A 19,693-nucleotide genomic window follows, 5' to 3' on the forward strand; every position below is an offset into this window, starting at 1 on the left:
ATTTGATTTGTATCCGCGTGAGTGTGGCAGGTGCGAGCCAAACATCACCCCGGCGTAGCCTAGTTGTGGTCCCAAAAAAGCCCGCGGCACCCATCCAATAGTCGCGTCGGCGATCATCACGTGGTGGTTTGTCCAATAATCAAAGTGAATGGCATGTTGCTCGGGGAAGGCCCTTCGGGGTTGAGCACATGCGGATGACATCAAATCAGGAGAACAGGTAATGGCAGTTAACGACGGTTCTGCGAACGCGCCAATTGGATCAGCGCAGCTTTCGAGCTTGCTGGACACCTATGGTGCGAACCGGCCGGCATGGAATGTCGCGGGGGTGGACTATCACGTCGGCGTACCCACTGGGCTGACGCTCAAGGATCCGGCAACGATCTCGATGGCAGGCGTGTCCGTTGATGCGGCTAACAAGAGCATCACGGTGACGGGCAGCAACGTCACGCTCGACGGTTATGATTTCGGTGGCTGGGCTGTCGTAACCACGGCAGCGAACACCACCCTGATCAACTCGAACTTCAATGGTCTCAACCCGTCGGGTCCGCAGGACGCCGTTATTACAGGGACGTCGTCGTCATCCAATCTGCATATCGCCAACTCCACCATCGACGGTCTGAGCGGCGGCGGGCATGCCGAATTCCTCGTCGAAATGGAAGGCCCTGGCCTCACGATCGAATATTCGTGGCTGAAGAATTCCAACTCCGACCTGATCGGCCGTCATGGTCAGGACGGTGGCGATATTACGATCCAATATAACCTGCTGCAGCAGGCCGGCATGGGCGGCTCAGGCACTCATGGCGACTATCTCCAAGTCTATGGCCCAACCATCGATTCGACTCACATCCTTTACAATACGGCGATCCAGGATGGCGGTACGACCCAGGGCTTTATTGCCGACAATACGAAGTCGGGCGAGTTTGCCGGCAATACCCTGATCGGCAGCGTCAGCTATTGGATGTCCGTCTCGGGTCCAGGGACCGACGCCGCCAATCTGAGCGGGGCATTTTCGACGCACGACAACTATTTTGATGTGACGAAAGCCTTCGGCTTTACCTATCCGGCCGCCGGGCCGGACGACTCCTATTCCCAGACCTCCTTCGTGCACAATGTGAACATGGTGACCGGCGAGGTCGAGCAGGATGCCAATGCGCCTGCTTACACTGGGCCCACCTACACGGCGCCAAGCTCGCCTGCTCCGAGTGCCCCTGCTCCGAGTGCCCCTGCTCCGAGCGCCCCGGCGGCGCCGGTTGTCGCCTCTTTTTCGACCGACAGCGGCGTCGCCGGTGACGGCGTGACGAACGACAACACCATTGAGCTCAAAGGCACCGCAGCGGCGAACAGCACGGTGACCTTCTATGATGGTTCGACCAAGATTGGTACGACCACTGCAAGCTCAACGGGCAGCTGGGACTACATCACTAAGGTCCTGAGTGATGCAAAGCACACGCTGACCGCGACCGCGACCAACTCGTCGGGCCAGATCAGCGCGGCATCGGCTGCGGTGGCTGTCACGGTCGACACCAAGGCACCAGCTGCACCGACGATCGCGAAGGATACCGTGAACAGCAGCAATCAGGCTGTCGTGTCAGGCACCGCCGAAGCGAACAGCACGATCAAGGTGTATGACGGCACGACGCAGGTCGGTACTGCGACAACCAACTCGAGCGGCGCGTGGGGTCTCACGACCTCCGCTCTGTCGGCCGGCTCGCACGTGCTGACGGCGAAAGCCACGGACGCTGCGGGCAACGTGAGTGTCGCGTCAGCCGCCGTGGATCCGGTCATCGGTTCTGGAACGTCGGGCTCCACCGGCTCGGGCACGTCCGGTTCGGGTACTTCCGGCTCGGGCACGTCGGGCACTGGCACCACAGCGCCGGCCGCGCCGAAAATCGCCTCCTTCTCGACAGACAGCGGTGTCGCCGGTGATCACATCACCAACGACAAGACGCTGACCCTGGCGGGGACCGCGGCTGCCAACAGCACGGTCAAAGTGTTGGACGGCACGACCCAGCTCGGTACCGCTACAGCGGACGCCAATGGGGCCTGGCACTACACGACTGTCGCGTTGCCCGATGGCAAGCATAGCCTCACTGCGGCGGACACGGTCTCTGGCGTCACCAGCAAGGCTTCGACTGTGCTGGATGTCACGCTGGATACCGCTGCCCCCGATGCTCCGGTTCTGCTCAGCGATGTGACCAGTCATCATCGTGCGACGGTGACCGGAACGGCTGAGGCGGGCAGCACGATCAAGGTCTACGAGGGGACGACCCTGCTTGGCACGGGGGCGACAGGCGCCGATGGACATTTCAGCGTGACGACCTCTGGCCTCAAAACCGGATCTCACACGTTCGTCGCCTCGGCCACCGACGCAGCCGGCAACACCAGCGCGTTGTCGCAGCCGATCGATCCGCCAATTGGCTCGCACGGCGGCAACGGCACCTCGACGGTGGAAGTCACCAACGTGCGTCCGCACTGGGATCACACCGCGACGATCAAGGGCACTGCCGATCCCAACAGCCAGATCAAGCTGTTTGACGGCACGACCTCGGTCGGTTCGGTCACGGCGGGCGACAACGGCAAGTGGAGCTTCCACACCTCCGATCTGTCGGGCAAGACCCACGCCTTTACCGCGGAGCAGGTCGATACGACCGGCCACGTGGTCGGGACCAGCTCGGGCGAGGCGATCATCGGCACGGGCCGCAGCAATACGCTGACCGGCACCACGGGCAATGACATCATGGTCGGCAAACGGGGGGCGGATACCTTCGAGTTTGCGTCGAACTTCGGCCACGACGTCATCAAGGACTTCGCTGCCCGCGGATCTGCCCACGACACGATCGAGTTCAGCAAGGGCGTGTTCGACAGCTTTGCGAGCGTTCTCTCCCACGCGGCCCAGTCGGGTCACGACGTCGTCATCGCGACGGGGAGCGACACGCTCACGCTGAAGAACACGCAGCTCGACAAGCTGAACAGCCATGACTTCCATTTCGCGTAGTCACGCGTTCAGCGACACGGTGTAGCCACCAATCTGCGGTGCAGATCATGGAAGGCGGGGGATGGTCCCCCGCCTTCTTTTGTTCTGACTGCCTCTATTGTGATCTTCGCGTTGCGGCTTCGCGGCGTTCGCGGGATACAGCGCCGACTGTCTGGCTCGGCCCCCATCGCATTAAGACCGCGAGCACGTAGAAATAAATAGAATTAAATCTGACGTAAGAGTCGGCCTCGTACTCGGATGGGCTCGCCGAGCGTTTAAGCAAACGATTCCTGTGGGCTGAGGCCGTGCCGCAATACAAGCGTATTGAGACTCGCCGTCTGGCATGACATCAGAGAAATTCGCGGCGGTTTTAATGGAGGAAAATCGCGCAATTATTTCAGTGGCGTGAGTTGATGTGCTGGTTAAAAAAACCTCAGCCCGGCCCCCATCTTGTCCCAAAAAAGCCCATGGCGACCGGCACCTGAGGCCAAGCTGATTAACCATGAGGTGGTGGATGCAGATCGCCACGACGTCGCACCCTGCGAACGACTTCGTAGTGGAGTACGTGTCGAAGAAGCTGGGAGAGCAGATTAAATGGCGGGATGGCCATCATGTCACGCTGGTACCGGCGGGCGACACACTCAAGTTGGCCAGGTTCGGTGCGCAAAAATCGATCTGACTTTTACTTCGCGTAACAGTAGCTCGACGACAGGGAAATCAAACTCAGGACTGCCTTTGTGATCTTCTTGGGGATCGTCACATAAGGCGCGTTTTCAAGGGCGGGAGTCATGACAAACTTTGAACGGTGGGGGGTAATCCCCCTGCCAGCCAGCCGTTATCGGATCCAACTTTCGCATTTGACGAGACTTGGGGCCGTCGCACGACAGTGGGCGGAAGATGCCGAACTGCGGACGCAAGGGCCGATCGCCTGGGCGAAGCACCTCGTCGAAATCTTGCGGCGACGACTGTTCTCCAGTCTTCCGCGGCCGGGTAGCGACTATGATGAGTCGCAGTCGGAGCTGTCGGCTTTCCTGCGGTCCTGCCGCCGGATATTCTGGGCTCTCGCGGCCTTCAGCGGGATGAGCAATCTCCTCATGCTCACCGGCTCGTTTTTCATGCTGCAGGTCTACGATCGGGTGCTGCCCGGGCGCAGCATACCGACGCTGGTCGCCTTGATGGTTCTGGCCACGGTGCTTTACCTGTTTCAGGGCGGGCTCGACCTCGTCAGGAGCAGGATCAGCGCCCGGGTCGGCCGGTATTTCGATGAAAGGCTCGGCGTTCGCATATTCGACGCGCTTGTTCGCCTGCCCTTGAAGACCAGAGCCGATGGCGACGGCTTGCAGCCGGTGCGGGACCTTGATCAGGTCCGCAGCTTCCTGTCGAGCGGAGGGCCGACGGCGCTGTTCGATCTGCCCTGGATGCCGATCTATCTCGGCGTCTGCTTCCTCTTCCACTTCTGGATTGGCGTCACTGCGCTGGCCGGCGCGCTGGTGCTGGTCGGGATTACGATGCTCACGGAAACACGCACGCGAGGCCCGGCAAAGGCGACCTCGCGCCTCGCCGTTTCGCGTACCGCACTGGCGCTCGAGGGGCGGCGAAACGCCGAAGTTCTGCAGGCCATGGGCATGCGGCAACAGGCGGCTTTGCGTTGGCAGGATGTGAACGCGAAGTATCTCGCGGCCCATGAGCGGGCCAGCGATGTCGCGAACGGACTCGGTGGTGCGTCCAAGCTTTTTCGAGCGATCCTGCAATCGCTGGTTCTTGCCGTTGGCGCAGTCCTCGTCATCAATCAGGAATCGACGGCCGGCATCATCATTGCCGGATCGATCCTCACCGCGCGGGCACTGGCGCCGGTCGAAATGGCCATTGCGAACTGGAAAGGATTCGTCGCCGCGCGGCAATCGGGGCAACGGCTCGATCATTTGCTGAAGCTTCTGCCTCACGAGGAGGAGCGGCTGGCGTTGCCTCCTCCTGCCGAGACTCTCACCGTCGAGCATCTCTATATCGGCGCGCCAAACTCGGAGAGGCCCACCATCAGCGAAGTGTCATTCCAACTGCGGAGCGGACAGGCCGTTGGAATCATTGGACCGAGCGGATCCGGCAAATCAACGCTGGCACGTGCACTGGTGGGGGTATGGCCGAGCATGCGGGGCAGGATCCGGCTCGACAACGCCGCGCTCGATCACTGGTCTTCGGACGCCCTGGGCAAGCACATCGGTTATCTGCCCCAGGATGTCGAATTGTTCGACGGCAGCATTGCAATGAACATCGCACGGTTCGACCCGCAGGCAACAGCCGCCGCTGTTCTGGAAGCCTCGCATGCCGCGGGCGCGCACGATCTCATCCTTTCGCTTCCGGACGGCTACAGCACGAAAATCGGCGAAGGGGGACTGGCGTTGTCCGCCGGGCAGCGGCAGCGCATCGGTCTCGCACGTGCCTTCTACGGCAAACCCTTCCTGGTCGTGCTCGATGAGCCGTCTTCCAATCTCGATGCGGAGGGCGAGGAGGCCTTGACCGAGGCGATCCTGAACGTGCGCCGCCGGGGAGGGATTGTCGCCGTTGTCGCGCATCGCCCGAAGGCGCTGGAAGGTGTGGACCATGTCTTGTGCCTCGGGGAAGGCAGGGTTCAGTCCTTCGGCAAGAGAGAGGAGGTTCTCAGGAAAGTGTTGCGAAATCCGGTACCGCTCAAGGTCGTCGCGGAAGCTCAAGGAGGAGGTCGATGAGCGGTCAGGTAGCGCCGGCACTGCAATCCATCCAGCGTTACATGATCGTCGGAATGATCATGTTCGCTCTGGTAACCTTTGGGGTCGGCGGCTGGGCGACAACGACCCAATTGTCGGGCGCGGTGATCGCCCAAGGCGTTGTCGTAGTGGATTCGAGCGTGAAGAAGGTCCAGCACGCCACTGGCGGGATCGTGGGAGAGTTGCGCGTGCGGGAGGGCGACCGGGTCAACGCAGGCGACGTCTTGATCCGCCTTGACGAGACTCAGACGCTCGCAAATGCGACGATTGTCACCAACAGCATCGATGAGCTGCTCGCGCGGCAGGCTCGTCTCGAGGCCGAGCGCGATGGCGCAGAGGAGCTCAAGTTTCCCAAGGTGCTGCTCGACCGGGCCAAGGAGAACAACTCCGAGGCGAGCCGGGCAGTTACCGCGGAGCGGAAGCTGTTTGAGCTGCGTCGACAGGCGAGGAGCGGCCAAAAGGCACAGCTGCAGGAGAAAAGCGCGCAGCTGGAAAACGAGATCAAGGGTTATACGGGGCAGACCGAGGCCAAGCAGAAGGAGGTCGATTTTATTCGCCAGGAGCTGGAAGGCGTGCGCAGCCTTTGGCAAAAAAATCTGGTGCCGATCACGCGGCTCAATTCCCTTGAGCGCGACGCTGCCCGCCTCGAAGGTGAGCGCAGTCAGTTGGCTGGCATGATCGCTCAGTCGAAGGGCAAGATATCCGAAATCGGACTCCAGATCATTCAGATCGACCAGGACCTGCGAACGGAGGTCGGTAAGGACCTGATCGAAACGCGCTCGAAACTGTCCGAGCTGGGCGAGCGCAAGACTGCGGCGGTCGATCAATTGAATCGGGTGGATATCAGGGCACCGCAATCCGGCCGCGTCCACGAGCTCAGCGTCCACACTGTTGGGGGCGTCATCTCTCCCGGCGAGCAAATCATGCTGATCGTACCTGACGCGGATTCGCTTGCAATCGAGGTCAAGATCGCACCGCGCGATATCGATCAGGTCTATGTGGGGCAGACCGCGACAATGCGCTTCGCAGCGTTCAACCAGAAGACCACGCCCGAAATCGACGGGGAGGTCAGCGTGGTCTCAGCGGACATTACGCAGGATCAGCGTGCCGGCACGAGCTATTACACAGGGCGCGTCCTGCTGAAGCCCGAAGAGCTGGCGAAACTCGGGTCGGCCAAGCTGCTGCCCGGCATGCCGGTGGAGGTCTTCATCAAGACGGCGGGTCGGACCGCGCTGTCCTATCTGCTCAAGCCGCTCCACGATCAGGCGGAGCGCGCATTCAAGGAGCGCTGAATCTTCGCGCAGGCTAGCGGCGCTCGGCGCCAGGCAATCGGGGCCGACGCCTATCGGCGGGCGTCGGCGTTGGAGCCAGCCTCTGAACGCACGGCCGGTCGGTCGGATGCGTTGGCACCGGGCGTGCCCGGCCGACGAAAGCAGCTACGAGCCGAGGCGGAATCTGCAGTCTGGTTTGAAGACCCAGCCGCGGCGTTCTGGTGCTATCAGGTCGCCGCAAGAGATTTGGCGAGGTGAATATAGTGAGGTTGCCCCACCTTCTGATCACCGCAGTAGATCGCGCGGCTCTCGGCGGACCGCCCGTGGCGGATGCCTGCTGCCCGCGGGCGAGCCTACCGATCGCTCGAACGACCGTCCGCTCAGTACGTCCATTCGCTTGGCATACAGGGTCATCGCCGCTACGCAGGCGAGTATTATAGCTTCAGCTCCCAGAATGACGATCAGCTCATCTGGCATTCTGGATCTGCCCTAACCCGGGGAATACCTGCCTGAAGACTTGGGCAGGTACAGCCTGTTGGTCGAGAGTCCGTCCGACCCGGCTTGCAAACAGCGGGGGGGTGAATTCGACCGCCGCCGTCCTCCTGCTCGCAAGCCATAGGCAACGAGCAAGATTACTCGGCTATCGCGCTGTACAGAGGCCGATCAGGTCGCGGTTAGTCCGGTTTGCGTCGACGGCGCCTGATTATCCAGTAGGCCGCAGACGCAACCGCGGCGAAGGATAGTCCCGCGCCCGCGACGGGTCCAGGTGCGCCCTGTGCCGTCCCCTGACCGACGTAAGTGTAGCTCTGGTCAGGAGGAAAGAACAAAGTGGCCGTGAAATAGACGCCGGCCGGCACCGCTGCGGCCATCGTGAGGAAAATCGCAAGGACCCACCCGGGCAACGTCATATTTCTTCTCCCTTTATCTCTGGTTAAAAGATAAATATCTTGGCCTTATAATAGTCGTAAAAATTAAATGCATGTCAATATAAATCTTGGGTAGCTTCTGACAGATAATGCGCGCGCGACGATTTGACGCTGCGGTATCAGAGGCCCGATTCCGCACGAGAAGGTTGAGTGTCCGGAAGTCCGTTTTGGATCACGTGGGATGATCTTGAACTTCAGTCCATGGGAGCCGTTCTGCATTGCAGCCCATGCTCTCCGCCACGTCGATGATAGGCGTGATGTGTCGAACGAATCCAAGTTCGCGAAGAAATCTCGACCCCAGATAATGAAACACTGTCCAGGCTATCGGTTGTTGCGTGTACAGTTTGCCTCGAAACACGACGAACGAGCGATCGGTTCCTGTTGCCAGAAGTCGAACGAGATTTTGGTTCGATCCGTCGGGAGTAAGCTTAGCGACCTGCAATTGACATGACGCTGTGGTGGCTCGGATGATCAGAGTGCCAGTCGTAATTTCATTAGTCGCTACGACGCTGAAGTGATTTCGTTCGAGGAATCTAACAATATCCTCCCTTAGCTGGCTTGGATCTTCGGATGGTATCGCGATCTTCCATCCAGTGGCTAGCAACAGGACGACTGCGATAAACCACTTAAATCGGACGGAAGAGCTCACGCCGCACCCCCAGCACGCAGAAGCCGATCGTCAGGCCTAAAATGGTTGTGTTCGCGACGGCGCCTCCCCACCAACTATGAAACATGGCGTAGTGCCATTGGCTCAACCCCATAAAGCTTATGCGAGTGACATTCACCGCCACGACGGAGAAGCAAGCCATCAGACACCAGAATAGATCGTAAGCAGTTTTCTTGTGGCTGACTAACTGGCTCAAAGTCACCCAGCAGAGAAATGCAAGCGAAACGTTTGCGAGCGAAGAACAGCCCGGCAGAATGACCAGAACGCCGGAAGCGTCCGCAAACTCGACGACGTCTCCGGTTCGAGGGGTGCGCAATATCCAACCAACGAGCGCGGCGTCGATGCGCAAAACCAGCTCAGCAAAGAAATGAAAGAACAACCGGCTCCAAAGCATGGGCACGGTAACAGCCAGAAGGATAAGAGCGCCGCGTCGCGACGAAGAGGCATCAGACGAGTTGATGACATGGAGACTGAGTACGGTTACTGCGAGCCAGCTGGCTGGACCTACCGGTAGGATGGCGAGTAGCACAAACGCCGCTCCCAAGATGAGTTCTGAAGAACGAATCCCAACGGTTCGATCTTGAAGAACGAGGGAAACTCCAGCGACGCATGATATCCAAACGATTGCACTGATCTCGAACGTGTCGAGAAGCGCGTCTACCCATCCAAGCCCGTGGACCGATTGGATGACACGGGATGCAAGACCACTGGCGCACCCCAGAGCAAATAATCCTGCGAAGAATTCACCACGAGTCAGATCCTTCACCAGCGGCGATGCGCAACTACCGACCACCGGTTCATCCGAAGCAGTCATATAGTGCCTCGTGTCGCTTCAATTTAGCCGTGAAGGGCTCCGACGCGAACCGGAGTGCCATTGAGAACCGATGAGGTCTCTCCGAGAGCCTTACGCGAGCCGCCGTCCTGCTCGGTCCGGCACTTCGGTGCGTCAGTCCGACCAACCAGCCGCCAAGCGACTGTGGCATGGCGTGGGCGCGTTGGCTATTCAGGGCACTGCTGCACACGAGGTTACGCCCAACGCTGTTCACGCATAAGCCTTGGCGCCGCGGCATGCAGACTACCCCACTGCCTTGAAGGTCGCGACCTGCATCACCCATGCCGCAGAGCCCTGGAGAGATGCGGTCGCACTGTAGCTACCCGTCGCGGTTACGAACCGGTCCTCGGCAATATCAAGGTCGGGCGTTGTAATGACACGCGTGGTAAAGCCGCTGCCTGCCGCAGTAAACCCACCCGTCGTCGTTCCGGCACCAATAATGAGCTCATGAGCGGTGGAGGTTGTAACGGCCCCGGTGCTGGCTGAACTGGTGGTGCCCGACGCCGAGGTGCCGACATCAAAGGGATTGATGAGAGCGAGACCGCTGTACTCCAGAGCGCGAATGTCCACGTATTGAGTCGCAGTGTCGAAGGTCACTGTCACAGTGTTCGCGCCGGCGGCGGCTTGCTTGATGTTCGGGGCGTAGTAGATGGCCTGGCTGATGCCGCTGCCTCGCGCTGTCGGAACGGCGAGCTGATAGACATTGCCGGCCGAGTCCGTGACGGACGTGATATTCGACGTGGTGTTATTCCATCCGATCACGAGGATGTTCGTATTCCCTGTCGTCTGCGCGTTCGTGTAGGAGACCGATACCTGGGTCTGGTTGGTTTGCGGGGTGGCGGAATTCGCCTGGATGAATGCCAATGGTGCCGGCGTCGTGACTGCATTGTACGTGGCAGTGTAGGTGGCACCGCCAACGGGAACGACGATAATGTGGTCCTGAGTGCCGCCATCCGACCACGAGGCGAAGTTGTAGGTGGTCGTTCCGACCGTCGTGTTGCGGGCTTCGATTTCGTGATTGAAGCCGATGAGCGTATCGTACGTGAAAGGTGTCGCGTGCGCGATACCGTCCAGATACAGCGTGAGTCCGCTCGGCGCCGTCGCGAAGTTTAGATTGACCTTGTCGGGGAAGATGGTGACGGATTGGCTCGATTGCAGCCCGCTGGAATCGGTTACGGTCAGCGTTATTCGATACCGCGTGAACCCGCTGAAGTCGTGACCGCTGGTCGGAATCGTGAACGTTCCGTTCATCACGCCGGTGATGGGAATCCCGGGATGAACATGGCCTTCATGGAGGAAGTCGATATTCCAGGTATAGGCACTTGCGGGGAGTGTGCCATCTTCGGCATCGGTTGCGGTGCCGCTGAATGTGATCACGTCGCCCGCCCTGAAGGTCGCGCCATCGGTTGGCGCAAGGAGGCTGACAACGGGACTATTGCCGACGCTGATCGCGATCGGGGTCGATAGCGTGGAATTGACTCCGTCGGAGACCGTCAGCCGGGCCTGATACGGGCCGGAGACCGTATATGTGTGCGACGGGTTGGCCGCGGTCGAGGTCGCGCCGTCACCGAAGTTCCACGAATAGGTGAGAGGCTTTCCTTCCGGATCAGATGAACCGCTACTGGAGAAGTTGACGGTGAGCGGGCTGGGTCCTTTCGTTGGTGATGCGGAAGCCGTCGCTACCGGTGGCAGATCCGATTCAATGAACTCGATGCGGCGGATTTTGCTTACGCCGAATGTGCCGCTGATATCGGAATAGCCGAGGTCGACATAGTAAAGCGCGCCATCGGGGCCTTCGGTCAAGTAGACAATGTCGCCGTAGGGGCCATCTACCGAGCCGTCGGCTGGCTCGAAATTGAAGACGCCGGTGACGTTTCCGTTGGCGTCGAACGTCAGGCGCTTGATCCAGTTCTGAGTGTAATCCGCGAAAAAGAAGCTGCCCTGATAGCTGCTTGGGAATTGTGTGCCGTGATAGACAAACCCGGCGACGACTGCCGCGTCGCGTCCATTGTGCGGGTAGTAGTAAGCCGGTGCAGTGTAGGCGGGATTTCCGTCCGGAGTTTCTACGTTCGGCCAGCCGTAATTGGCACCCCTCGCTCCAATGTCGATTTCTTCGATTGCGGTTGAATAGACGTTCCCGCCGACATCGCCGATGATCAGTCGCCCTGTGGGCGCGTCGTAGTAGGCGCGGAAGGGATTCCGTAGACCAAGCGCCCATACTGCATCGTAGTTCGGTCCGTTGCCGTCATAGAACGGATTATCGGTGGGAACGGTGCCATCCATGTTGTATCGCAGGATCTTGCCGCGCGGCTTCGTGAGATCCTGGGATTCTCCGGCCTGGAAATGCTCTCCGGTCGTGAGCAGGATCTTGCCGTCGTTGCTGAAGTTGATTGCTCCGCCGTGGTGCTCGGCATTGGCAATTTCCGTATCCTGATAGATGACGAACTCGCTGCCCGGGATGGTACCCGTCAAGGTTGCATTCGCTGTGAAGCGCGAGAAGCGATCCACGTTCGGTGTGCCCAACGTATAGAAGATGTAATAGTAGTGATTGGTGTTGAAGTTTGGGTCGAGCGCTATGTCATAGATGCCTTGCTGCACGCCTGCCGAGCCGATGTTGGTGAGTTGCAGGAAAGGCGTTGGATCGGGCGTGGTATAGGGTGGCGGCAATATTTTGATTGTGCCCGCAAGTTCCACCACCAGCATGCGGCCGTCGGGGAGGAATTTGATCGCGGTCGGCAGATTGAATCCCGTCGCGAGAATTTCGTTCTGGAAGAAACTGCTGTTCGCGACGTTGACGGTTATCGGTGCTGACAATGTCGCGTGGCCGTCTATGTCGGTCGCTTTCGCGGTGATCGTGTGCGCGCCGTTACTCGCCGTACGCGTGTCCCACGCAAGAGCGTAAGGATCGGTCGTGTCGGGGGAGCCGGTTGCCACATTGTCGATATAGAACTGCACATTGGCGATGCCGGTATCGTCGGTTGCATCTGCAGTCACGTTGACGATGCCGCTAACCTGCGCCCCATTGATGGGGGAATCTATCAAGACCTGCGGTGATCCGGCCGTCGGGTTTCCGACGGGCGTCGTCATGTCCGATTGCACTTGGGCCAGCGTCAGCGCGCGGTTGTAGATGCGCAGATCGTCGAGCGCTCCCTTGTAGAATTGCGCGGTCGAGGCATCCGCTCCGATGCGCATGGGATTGCCGCGCGCCGTGATCGTTGCTGACAGCGCCTGCGTGTTGACGAGAGTTCCGTTGACATAGGTCTTGACCTGCGCACCATCAAAAGTGATGGCGAGGTGGGACCACTGGTTGAATGGCAAAGTGGTCCCTCCGGCGGCGACGAGCGCGCCGCTGGACGTACCAATATAGAAATCGGTCTGATTGCCGCCGCGCAGTTCGAGTCCATACTGGTAGTAGGGCGACGACATTGTCGTATTCCAGAACTTACCGATGACGACAGAATCGCCGCTCGCGAGCGCCTGGGGATTGATCCACATCGACAGTGTAAGAGCATTACCGGAGATGTTGGTCGAGGCAGAGTTTGGAATGGAAATGAAGTCGTTGACTCCGTCAAAGCTCGCGGCGCGGCCATTCTTGCCGGCCACCCAAGCAACGCCGTTGTTGAGTGTCGCTAGGTTTGACTGCCCTGAGGAATCGCCCGCAGTCGTTCCGGATCCTTCATCGAAGGAATAGGCAGCGACCAGACCCGGTGTTTGAGTGTTTGACACCGTGATGCTGACGGGCAGCGAATCGCCGGTGTTTCCGGAGGTATCCCGTGCGCGCGCCGTAATCGTGTGGACACCATTCGCGACCGTCGTCGTGTCCCAGCTGACGCTGTAGGGTGATGTCAGGTCTTCGCCCCCGCCGACCGCGATATTGTCCACCAGGAAGGTCACGCCCGCCACTCCGGCATTGTCGGATGCATTGGCACTGATCGTGATCGTACCTGAAACGGTCGCTGATCCCGTCGGCCCTGTGATCGTGGCCGTAGGTAGCGTCGTGTCGGGCGTCAGCGTGGTGGCACTGGCAGGTGTGGATTGTCCAGAGAGGTTCGCCGCCGCATCCCTCGCCCGCACGGTATAAGTGTAGGATGTGCCTGGCGACAGACCGGTATCGCTGAACGTGGTCGTCGTCGGGGTGCCAACCTGCGCACCATTGCGGAAGACCTGATAGCCGGTGACCGCAACGTTGTCGGTCGAGGCGTTCCACGAAAGATTGATCTGCGTTGTCGAAGCCGCGGTCGCCACCAGGCCTGTAGGAGTCGATGGCGGCGTGGTGTCCTGGGTGGCAGTCGTCGTGAATGTGGCGTTTGAGCCGATCCCTTCGTTCCCGGCAGCGTCGATCGAACGAACGCGGTAGTTGTAAGTGGTGTTGGGAGCAAGACCGGTTAGCGCAACGCTGTGTGCCGTCACCAAGGTCGCATCAAGCGTCGTCGACGATCCGTAACTGGTCGTCAGCCCATACTCGACCCGCGAAGTCGCGGCCTCATTGGTCGTCCATGTGACTCGCGCGGTGCTGCCGGTAATGTTCGTTGCTGCCTGCCCGGAAATCGTTGGTGCGGTTGTGTCGAGCACGATGGTATCTGTCACCGCCGCGGACCAGTTGCCCGCGGCATCCATGAACTGGACATAGACCGTCTTGGTGCCTGTTGCGTTCGACAACGTCCAGGCCTTGGTCGGGGCGAAGGCTTCCGCCGTCGAATACGAACTCCCGCTGTTGGAGAAGCGCATCTGTTTGACGGAAGTCACTGCATCGGTCGCAGTGAGCGTAAGCGTGACTGAGGTGCTGTTGGTTGCCGCGGCGCCGCCGTTGATCGTCACCGTACCGGTCGGCGCTTGATTGTCGACCGTAATGTTGACCGGCGTCGAAGTCGTTATGTTGTTGGCAGCATCGCGTGCCTGCGCGGTCAGCGCATGCGAGCCGTTCGATGCCGTGGTCGTGGTCCATGAGACACCGTACGGCGAGGTAGTATCCTCCGTGCCGATCAGAGTGTTGCCATCGAGCAGAAACTTGACTCCGGCAACGCCGATGTTATCCGACGCGCTCGCTGCGAGGCTCACGGTGCCGGATACGATCGAGGCCGGAGGCGTGAGGGACACGGTCGGGGCAATCGTGTCTGCTGTTCCGGCGAGGGGGGTTGCCATATCGGTTTGGATCTGATCGGGGGTGAGCGCATGATTGGCGATGCGCACGTCATCGATAAGGCCAGGAAAGTCGAATCCTGTACGGCCCGGCCGACTGCCGATATACACGTTGGCCGTCGAGTTCTGCTGGGAACTCGTGACCGTGCCGGTCAACTGTCCGTTGTCGAGGACGCCATTGAGATAGACGTTCAAAGTTTGGCCCGCGGCGTCATAGACGCCGGCGACGTGATACCAGGTGTTGGGCTGCAGCGCCGTCGCGCCGTAGCGGAACATCTGTCCGCCCGAGCTGTTGGTGAGCTTGAATCCGATCGTGCGAGGTCCAGTGTCCGCAGTGATGTCAAGCTGGTATCCGGATTCGCCCCAGGTGCGCTTGGATACAATGGGCGCATCGTCAGCGGGGAACGAGCGGACGTAAACCCACGCACTGAGGGTCATGCTGCCAGTCAGTTGCAGCGCTGTCGGATTCCCGAGATCGACGAAGTCGTTCACGCCGTCGAGTGCGACCGCATTGCCGTATCTTCCGGCTGCGAAGGTCGCACCGTTCGTGAGCGTGCCGACGATGCCGTGACCCGACGCATCTGCCGTCGTGGTGCCCGAGGCCTCGTTGAAGGCGTAGCCGGCCGTGATGCCGAGCGGGTCTGCGGCGAGCAACAGGCGCGGTTCGAGCGTTTCGAAGATCAGCGGCGAATGGCTGGCATCGCGTTTGCCGTCGATGATCGTCTCGCGATCGCTCGTCGCGCTGTCGTGAATGATCCGTCGCGCCAGATGGCCGAAAAAGCCCCAGGAACCCGACATCGTTGTCTCCGAATGCCACAACAGAAATCACGCTGCGTAATTAATCACTATTTAAATTAAATATTATCATAATGCTCCATCTTGGCTATATGAATATAAAATTTTTTACAAAAAATAATAATATTTGCGTGTGTTTCGGGCGAATGCGGAACCATCATTCAGTCCCGGCGAAGCTGAGAGTTCTGTTGACACGAAGATCTTCGGCGAGGGCGGTCCGTCTGGCTTGCCCGTGAAGGCGCTCGGCCACGTGTTGGCCATAGCTGCGTAATGCGCGTCCTAATGCTCCTTGAATTGGCTGCGTTCGTTTCGATCGTTTGCCTAGTAACCGAAGAAGCTTCGGATTCATAAAGCGCCTGAAAAGCTCATCATCGAGCGCGACGATCGTTTCGTAGCTACCGGGATCACCCTGCCGGCCGGCGCGCCCAAAGAGTTGGCGGTCGATGCGGCGGGACTCGTGATATTCGGTCAGGATGACATGCAGGCCGCCTCGGCTCCGAACCGCAGGATGTAGTTGTATGTCGGTGCCGCGGCCGGCCATGTTAGTAGCGACTGTAATGCGGCCCGGTTGACCCGCGCTCGCAATAATCTCGGCCTCCGCGTGGTCTTGTCGCGCGTTAAGAACCACGGATTCGAGTCCCGATCTGCTAAGTAACTGCGAAATTTGTTCAGAGGCTTCAACCGAGCGGGTCCCGACGAGTACGGCGCGACCCTTGCGAACGATGTCGTGAACTGAATCGACCACGGCGTCCCATTTGAGGTTGGCCGTCGGAAACAAGCGTGTGCCGGCATTCGTTCGTCGCAATGGCCGGTTTGTTGGGATGCGTACAACGCGGAGGCCATAGGTGCCGTACAGTTCCCCTGCCGGCTCGATCGCCGTCCCGGACATGCCACAAAGATGTATGTAGCGCCGAAAGAAGCGCTGATAGGTTATTTGCGCAAGGGTCGTGCGTCGCTCCGTGATGGTGCAATGTTCCTTGGCTTCGATGAGCTGGTGAATGCCGCCTTCCCACGAGCGGTCCGGCATGATGCGGCCGGTGTACTCGTCGACGATCTGTACCTTGTCATCAGCGACGATATACTGGACGTCGCGTCGGTAGAGATGAAGGGCGGCAAGCGCATGCTGCGCGAGTTCTTCGCGCGCGCGCCGGATTGCCCATAGCCCTGGTAGTCCTGCAGCGAGCTGAGCGATCCGGCTCTCGCCGCGGGTGGTCAGCCGCACCGACTTCTCGTTGGCGCGCACATGAAAGTCGTCGCCGGGCATCAGGCGTCGAGCGAGATCTAGTGCGGTCTCGTGCAGGCCCCCGGCGTTCTCAGGTCCTTCTTGCGTTCCGGAGAGGATCAATGGCACGCGGGCCTCATCGATCAGAACGCTGTCAGCCTCGTCTATGATCGCGAAATGCAGACCGCGCAAGAGCGGTGATTGATGGTGGCTAGCAAGTCTGCTGTTGAATATTGTGTCGAGAGAAAGCCGAGAACGGGCACGGCGGGAGCCGAGCGCGAGCCGATCGCGGAGATAGTCGAACACAAGCTCCTTGTTGGTACAATAGGTGACGTCACTTGCGTAGGCTCTTTGCCGCTCTTGCCGCGACTGCCCGTGCGCGACGAGCCCGACCGTAAGATCGAGCGCATTGTAGATAGGTGCGAGCTGATCGGCGTCGCGGCGCGCGAGATAATCGTTGACCGTGATGATATGAACCGGACGTCCCATGAGTGCGGCGGTGATCGCCGGCAGCAGCGCCGTCAAAGTCTTGCCTTCACCGGTTTCCATTTCGGCGACCGCGCCTCCCATCATGGCGGCGCCGCCGAGCAATTGTACCGGAAAGAGACGCATCCCGACGTGACGACGCGCCGCCTCGCGCACAAGCGCGAACGAACGCGCCATTTGATGCGAGTAGGGGGGAGTTGACAGCAATGATGCGCGCAGCTCCTCCGCGGTTTCGCGCAAACGTCGGTTCGTCAGGACAGCGAACTGCGATTCCAGATCATCGACCAACCGGACAAAGCGGCCGAGGCGGTCGCGCGCGAGGGCCGGCTGCAGGAAGGGTAAGACCCGGCCCCAAGCGTCGAGCAGGGTAGCATCGAGTGCAATCTCTCGGCGAGCGGCTTGCTCCGCATAGGGCGCGTCCACCGCCACCGAGGTCAAACTGGCGAAGCTTCGTTTGCGCTTGAGCATACGGATGCCCTCAGACCTGCAGCTGAGACAGCAATAATTGTCGTAGACGGCGCCAGATCTGCTGGCCCGGCGGCTCCCAGTTGAAGTTGAAGCGGATGTGGGCGCGACCGCCGAACGCGGTGGCTGCCGGTGCATTTTCGGGCAGCACAAGATCAATTTGGAAGACGCGTTGCAGCGTCTTTACGCCTTCGGGATCGCCAGGATCGACGGAGAAAGCGCCGCCGCCGGCGCCGCCCAAAGCCCTGCTGGGGAGGACGTCACGGCCTGCCGGTATTTCGCGAATGGACTCAACGGGCAACGTCTCGTCAGGGCGCTCTGCGAGTTTAACTTCGGCGCTCTGCAGCCGATGGCGAACGAGGTCGATGTCGTCCTGACGGATTGTTGCGCGAACGATGCGTGAACCGGGAGTAAGTACGTAGCCGATCTGTTGCCCTTCGCGCAGGAAGCGTCCAGGCAGATCCTGTGGTTTCATAACTGCAAAGGTGCCATCGATGCGGCTGTGCACGATGAGGCGTGCGGCGCGATCGGTCGCGGTCGCGAGTTCGGCGCGTGCCTGCCCCAATTCCATCGTGGTGATCTCCGCGCTCGCGCGGTCGGTAAAGCGCTCGGTGGCAAGCCTCGTCTCGAGTTCGGCGACGCGTGCGCGGAGAATTGAGAGTTCGGCCTGGAGTGTTGATTCCTCGCTTTCGACCAGCGCTTCTCCGGCTGTGACGTTCATGCCCGGTTGGACCAGAAGTGCGCGCGCGAAGCCGTCGGTTCTCGCGCGCACGATTGCATTCTCCGGCAACCAGACGACGCCTTCCGTCGTGGTGTAAGAAGGGATCGGAATCAGGAAAAGCATCAACCCGGTGGCCAGGATCGTGCCGAAGGTCGCCGTCACGACGCGGGCGCGATTGCGGTGAAGGCTCGGGCTCGCGAGCACGAACCACAGTGCCTTGCCGATCGGAAGCGCAACACCTGTCAGCAGGCTCCAGACCGCGATCGAGACGCCGAGGGCGAGATACTGCGAGGCGACGAACACGGCGATCGCGAGCATCACGACCTGGCGGTAAAGGAAAGCAGCCGGTGCGTAAAGAACGAACCAGAGTCGTTCGCCAGTCGTGGCTACGAAATCCTTCGATCCATCCGCGCGAAACGCGTAGCGATTGACAAGGTAGGTCCAGTACCGGGTAGCGCGCTGCGCCAGGTTCGGGATTTCCAGCAGATCCGCGAGAATGTAGTAGCCGTCATATCGCAGGAGTGGATTGCCGTTGTATACCAGGGTCGAGACACCGGCCACGGCCAGCGCATCGAATGCGAGCGCGCGGACAAGTCCAGCCTCCACGGTAAGCCATACGTAGAGCGCGAGCGCAGCGAAGAATACTTCGACAATCATTCCGGCCGCGCCGACAAGAGCGCGCCTCCACTTGCTGCGGAATGCCGATGCGGCAGAAGCGTCGACATAGGGCAACGGGGCGAACACCAGGATCATGATTCCGAATTCGGGTACTGTTCCCCCGAACGCCGTGACCGCAAATCCGTGTCCAAGTTCATGCAACGTCTTGAGCAGGAGATACACCAGCGCGAGCGACAGAAGGTTGTCGGTGGCTAAGATTCGGTCGGAGGCGTCGGCTGTTAGTTCCTGCCAGTGTTGTGCCGCGAGTAGAGGCGCCGGCAACACCACCAGTAGCCACAGCACGGCACCCGGCAAACCGAATAACCATTCTGCAAGCGGCCGCGTATGCTCGAAAAACCTGATCGGATGCCAGAGCGGAATCCGCAGGGCCAGCGGGTAGAGCACGTTGCCGAGCCACCTGGATCGTTTTGCTTTCGCTGCACGTGCGACCAGCGCGCTTGCATCCGGAGTCACGTCGGTTTGTAACAGGTCGTAAGCGCTGAGTTCGGCCAACAATTGGATGGCGTCGCTTTGGCTCGGCGCCTCCTCTGCAAGAACGGATCCGACCTCTTGCCAGATCTGGTCAACCGTTCGCACGCCGTCCATCGCCGCCACGATCATGTAGCCGGCAGGCGACAAGCGGTGCGTGCGGCCGGTCGCGTGATCCTGCACGACGTACCAAATGCAGCCCCGATACCGATGTCGGTAGACCGAAGTGTGGTCGCGAAGCTTCGGCCTGCGTTGCGCGACGCGATACCAGGAAGAGCTTAGAAACGGGGCTGCGGTCATATCGCCCC

At 60.1% G+C, this 19,693-nt stretch carries 9 protein-coding genes; 4 read left to right on the forward strand and 5 right to left on the reverse strand.

The annotated features are described in order from the left end of the window. Window positions 1-220 precede the first annotated feature (220 nt). The 4 genes from XH85_RS14805 to XH85_RS14815 all read left to right on the forward strand — a co-directional run bounded on the left by XH85_RS14805 (window position 221) and on the right by XH85_RS14815 (window position 7,007). A complete protein-coding gene (locus tag XH85_RS14805; protein WP_128932376.1) occupies window positions 221-2,995 on the forward strand; it encodes an Ig-like domain-containing protein in 2,775 nt (924 codons plus the stop codon). 493 nt (window positions 2,996-3,488) lie between these two features. Further along, complete coding sequence (locus tag XH85_RS45075; protein ID WP_164940282.1) at window positions 3,489-3,653, forward strand: hypothetical protein; 165 nt, start codon at window positions 3,489-3,491, stop codon at window positions 3,651-3,653. Between the two features lie 109 nt (window positions 3,654-3,762). Further along, window positions 3,763-5,697 carry a type I secretion system permease/ATPase gene (locus XH85_RS14810; RefSeq protein ID WP_128932377.1) on the forward strand — a complete coding sequence of 645 codons (1,935 nt, stop codon included), beginning with the start codon at window positions 3,763-3,765 and terminating at the stop codon, window positions 5,695-5,697. Next, window positions 5,694-7,007, forward strand: coding sequence for an HlyD family type I secretion periplasmic adaptor subunit (locus XH85_RS14815; RefSeq protein ID WP_128937276.1), 1,314 nt, complete (start codon window positions 5,694-5,696; stop codon window positions 7,005-7,007). The genes XH85_RS14810 and XH85_RS14815 overlap by 4 nt, the downstream gene beginning before the upstream one ends. Before the next feature lie 653 nt (window positions 7,008-7,660). Here XH85_RS14815 and XH85_RS14820 read toward each other — a convergent pair. The 5 genes from XH85_RS14820 to XH85_RS14840 form a co-directional block, all read right to left on the reverse strand. Next, window positions 7,661-7,894, reverse strand: a complete 234-nt coding sequence (locus XH85_RS14820) for a hypothetical protein (protein ID WP_128932378.1) — start codon at window positions 7,892-7,894, stop codon at window positions 7,661-7,663. A gap of 644 nt (window positions 7,895-8,538) precedes the next feature. Next, window positions 8,539-9,393 (reverse strand): hypothetical protein, encoded by an 855-nt coding sequence (locus tag XH85_RS14825; protein WP_128932379.1) that lies wholly within the window; start codon window positions 9,391-9,393, stop codon window positions 8,539-8,541. A 261-nt stretch (window positions 9,394-9,654) separates the two neighbouring features. Then, window positions 9,655-15,348 (reverse strand): LamG-like jellyroll fold domain-containing protein, encoded by a 5,694-nt coding sequence (locus tag XH85_RS14830; RefSeq protein WP_128932380.1) that lies wholly within the window; start codon window positions 15,346-15,348, stop codon window positions 9,655-9,657. A 154-nt stretch (window positions 15,349-15,502) separates the two neighbouring features. Next, the gene (locus tag XH85_RS14835; RefSeq protein ID WP_128932381.1) at window positions 15,503-17,521 is read right to left on the reverse strand and encodes a preprotein translocase subunit SecA; all 2,019 of its coding nucleotides are present in this window, start codon (window positions 17,519-17,521) and stop codon (window positions 15,503-15,505) included. A 10-nt stretch (window positions 17,522-17,531) separates the two neighbouring features. After that, the gene (locus XH85_RS14840; protein WP_128932382.1) at window positions 17,532-19,685 is read right to left on the reverse strand and encodes an efflux RND transporter periplasmic adaptor subunit; all 2,154 of its coding nucleotides are present in this window, start codon (window positions 19,683-19,685) and stop codon (window positions 17,532-17,534) included. Window positions 19,686-19,693: the final 8 nt, after the last annotated feature.

The organism is Bradyrhizobium zhanjiangense (genome assembly GCF_004114935.1).
Classification (GTDB): domain Bacteria; phylum Pseudomonadota; class Alphaproteobacteria; order Rhizobiales; family Xanthobacteraceae; genus Bradyrhizobium; species Bradyrhizobium zhanjiangense.